The organism is Actinomyces israelii DSM 43320 (assembly GCF_000711965.1).
Classification (GTDB): domain Bacteria; phylum Actinomycetota; class Actinomycetes; order Actinomycetales; family Actinomycetaceae; genus Actinomyces; species Actinomyces israelii.
In genome coordinates, this window is the sequence record NZ_JONS01000089.1 from 1 (window position 1) to 3,029 (window position 3,029).

At 64.5% G+C, this 3,029-nt stretch carries 2 protein-coding genes; both read left to right on the plus strand.

Translation table 11 applies throughout. The annotated features are described in order from the left end of the window. Positions 1-461: 461 nt before the first annotated feature. A complete protein-coding gene (locus O145_RS15115) occupies positions 462-1,283 on the plus strand; it encodes a CPBP family intramembrane glutamic endopeptidase (RefSeq protein ID WP_229118625.1) in 822 nt (273 codons plus the stop codon). Between the two features lie 855 nt (positions 1,284-2,138). Beyond that, positions 2,139-2,969, plus strand: coding sequence for a hypothetical protein (locus tag O145_RS15120; RefSeq protein WP_043564487.1), 831 nt, complete (start codon positions 2,139-2,141; stop codon positions 2,967-2,969). Positions 2,970-3,029: the final 60 nt, after the last annotated feature.

Below are 3,029 nucleotides of genomic sequence, written 5' to 3' on the forward strand. Positions count from 1 at the left end.
TGCACGAGGCGATCCTCATGCGCGATCCCCGTAAATACCAGCCAGCAATCTCGCAGCAGCCGCCCCAGAATGTCGTTTTGTTTAATTCCGGCCATACCTCAGGCCCGCCATCATCGCGCCCTGTTCCGCTGGCGCAGGCGGCAGAAGAGCGCCGAGCGGCGCTGAGCAGGGGGCCGGGTGGCGGACGGCGCCGTCCCGGGGGTGAGCGCCGCGTTGATGTGATTCCTCTCCGGGAGGACCCTGAGGCGTCCCTGACTTCCGTGTCGTGCATCCCTGGTTCTACCAGGATTCTCTTGGGGTGGCGACAGTGTGCGCCTAGTCTTGAATGCATGAGTGAGCAGCACGATGATGTGTACACATCCATACCCCATTCCCGCTCGGCGCGCGATAGGACGCTGAATTCTGAGTCCGTTCAACCTCCTCCGTCTCGTGGTGTGAGTACGGTGGGCAGGATTGTGCGCGTGGTTATCGCCGTGGTTCTCATGTACGCCTGCGCCTTTCTCCCCGTGCTGCTCATCCTGATCCCCGGAATTCGAGGGCTGACCGACGGAAGCATTCTTGGGAAGGGGGCCGCGGGAATGATCGTCGCATATGCGGTCTTTGTTATCGCCTACGGGGCCGCGAGCGCGCTGGCGATCGTCATGTGCAGAATTCTGCTGCGAACTCTGGACCGTGGTCGCGGTATCAGCTTGCATTTGCGCCCCAGCGCGCGTGCCGTCGCCTGGCTGGTTGCCATGACTCTTCTGGCGGCAGTCGTTCTGTGCGCGACGTCCGGCGTCATCCATCTCCTGGGGGTCCAGGACGACGGGCGTGAGTTGGCCGGGAATGCCTGGGACGCCTCCCAGTGGTGGAGGCCGCTCATTTCCGGTATAACCCTGGGGTTCCTCCTGCAGGGTATCCCGGAGGAAGTGGTGTGGCGCGGCTGGCTCTTCGCCTCGCTGGGAAGCACTCGTGCGGCTGCGGTGATCAGCGTGGTGACCTTCACCGTTCTTCACCTGGTCTCTCAGGGCGGGCAGCAGGGAATCGCCGAGCGCTTCATATACTTGGCAACGCCATGCGGTTTCGCCATCGCCGCCGTGGCCGCGCGAATGGTGTCGGGGTCCACGTGGGCGGCTATCGGGATCCACGGAGGATTCCATCTGGCGAATAACCTGCTGGGCTATTCCCTGGGCATTTCCGAGGGTCCTGCGACGTGGGTGGTCAGCGGTCTGCTGTGGGCGGCGGTCGGCGCCGTCATTCTCGTCATCGGCGCACGCACCGGACGTCTCCGACTGGACGGTTAGCAGCACTCCCGTCGAGATCGGCCGAGCTCCTCTTTCGTCCCGAGTCTCACCGGGTCGGTCAGAAACGGGCATCCGCGCGGGCGGCGCGACAGGTGCTCGCGCGATATTCTCGATGAGCTGCAAGCGTCCCGTGCACTGTGGCCGAGGATGTGTCTGCTGAGGAACAGAACGGGATGGTCCGCCTCAAGGCCTCCTGACAGAGGGGACGACGATCGGCCGGGCGCGCGGCCCACTGCTGCGGCGTGCTGCTGCGCGTGCTGCGGGCGCAGGACGGGGAGCCCGGAGCGCCACCACACTTGGAGGAGGGCCGGCACCACCAGCGCAATGACGATGAGCAGCACCACCACGTGCCCGAGACCGAATGACATGAAGCGCCTCCTCACATAGAAGATTCCGGACTGGCTCAGACTGATCCAGACTGAGTCTGTCTCTGTCCCTGCGACGGCTCACTATCCTGCTGAATCTGACACGGGGCTTCTGACACAGGGCTATGGCACATCACCGTGGCGCACCAGTCGTACACCAGTCACAGAGGTCTTCTCACCAGGGCGGTGGGCACCGGTGGGCTGATCGTTGGGGCGACCGGGATCCGGAGGCATGTGGCAGGGAGGGCGCGAGGTGCCGTCCGGGAGGACCCGGCTCCGGCCAGGAGCTCGTTGCCTCCGGGGCGGTGAGCCGTCGCGCTCCGCAGTGGTGCAGGTGCTGTGACCACTGCTTCCCACCAGCGGCGCACCTGCCGGACAACGACCAAACCCCACCCACGACGGACCGAGTGTAGTATTGTTCAGCCTGCCGACGGGAGGCGCGAAGAGGCGATCCAGGTTCCGGCGGGCGTGCGTTCAAGGAGGACACGCGATGTCAGAGGGCCGGGATGTGGGTGCTGTCGAGACGGAGCCCGAGAATACGGAGGGGGCGACGACCCTGGTTGAGATTGAGCCCGGTATAGCGCTCCTCCTTGGAGACCATCCGGTGGGGGAGCTGACCGATCTCGGGATCTGTCCACTGACGCGCAAGGACATGAGGCGCTGGTCCGGGCTGACGGATGCCATCGCCCTTGCGTCGGGAGGGGCGAATATTGCGGCCCAGGGCTTGCAGAGTGCTGTCAACGCTCGGGGGCTGGTCCGGTTCACACAGGACACGGTCAAACTGCTTAATAGCGGCCTTGTGAGGCCGATGGTCTCGGGCGGCGTTAACACCGGGACGCTTGTCAACAACAGCGGGAAGATCGTCTCGCAGGTGCGGTGGGTGCCCGCGGCGGGCTCGCAGGCGGCCAGCCTATTGCCTCAAGTCGGGCCTGCGGTGGCGCTGATGGCGGTGCAGTGCCAGCTCATGTCCATCTCGAAGCGTCTCAATGAGAACATCGCCGTCACCCAGGAGGTCTCTGAGGAGCTGCGCAGAAGACGGATGAGCAACCTCCGCAGCATGTGCCACGAGGTCCGCAACATTGTGGCGGAGGTGCAGTCCCGTCGATCCGTCGACCGCATTATGTTCGACCAGCTCGAGCGCATGACCGTCGGTCTTCGGGAGCAGTGGGGGCTGTGCGTCGACGCTGTCGGCGCTCACCTCGGAAAGATCGAGGCTGATCAGCAGTCGGCCAAGTCGTACCTGCTTGAGAATGAGGCCAGGGTCCGCGAGGACGCGTGCGGTCTCGTGGTGGTCAGGGACGTGAGGTATGGCCGGAATTAAACAAAATGGCATTCTGGGGCAACTGCTGCGGGATTCCTGGTTGGCGTCTGCGGAGCACCT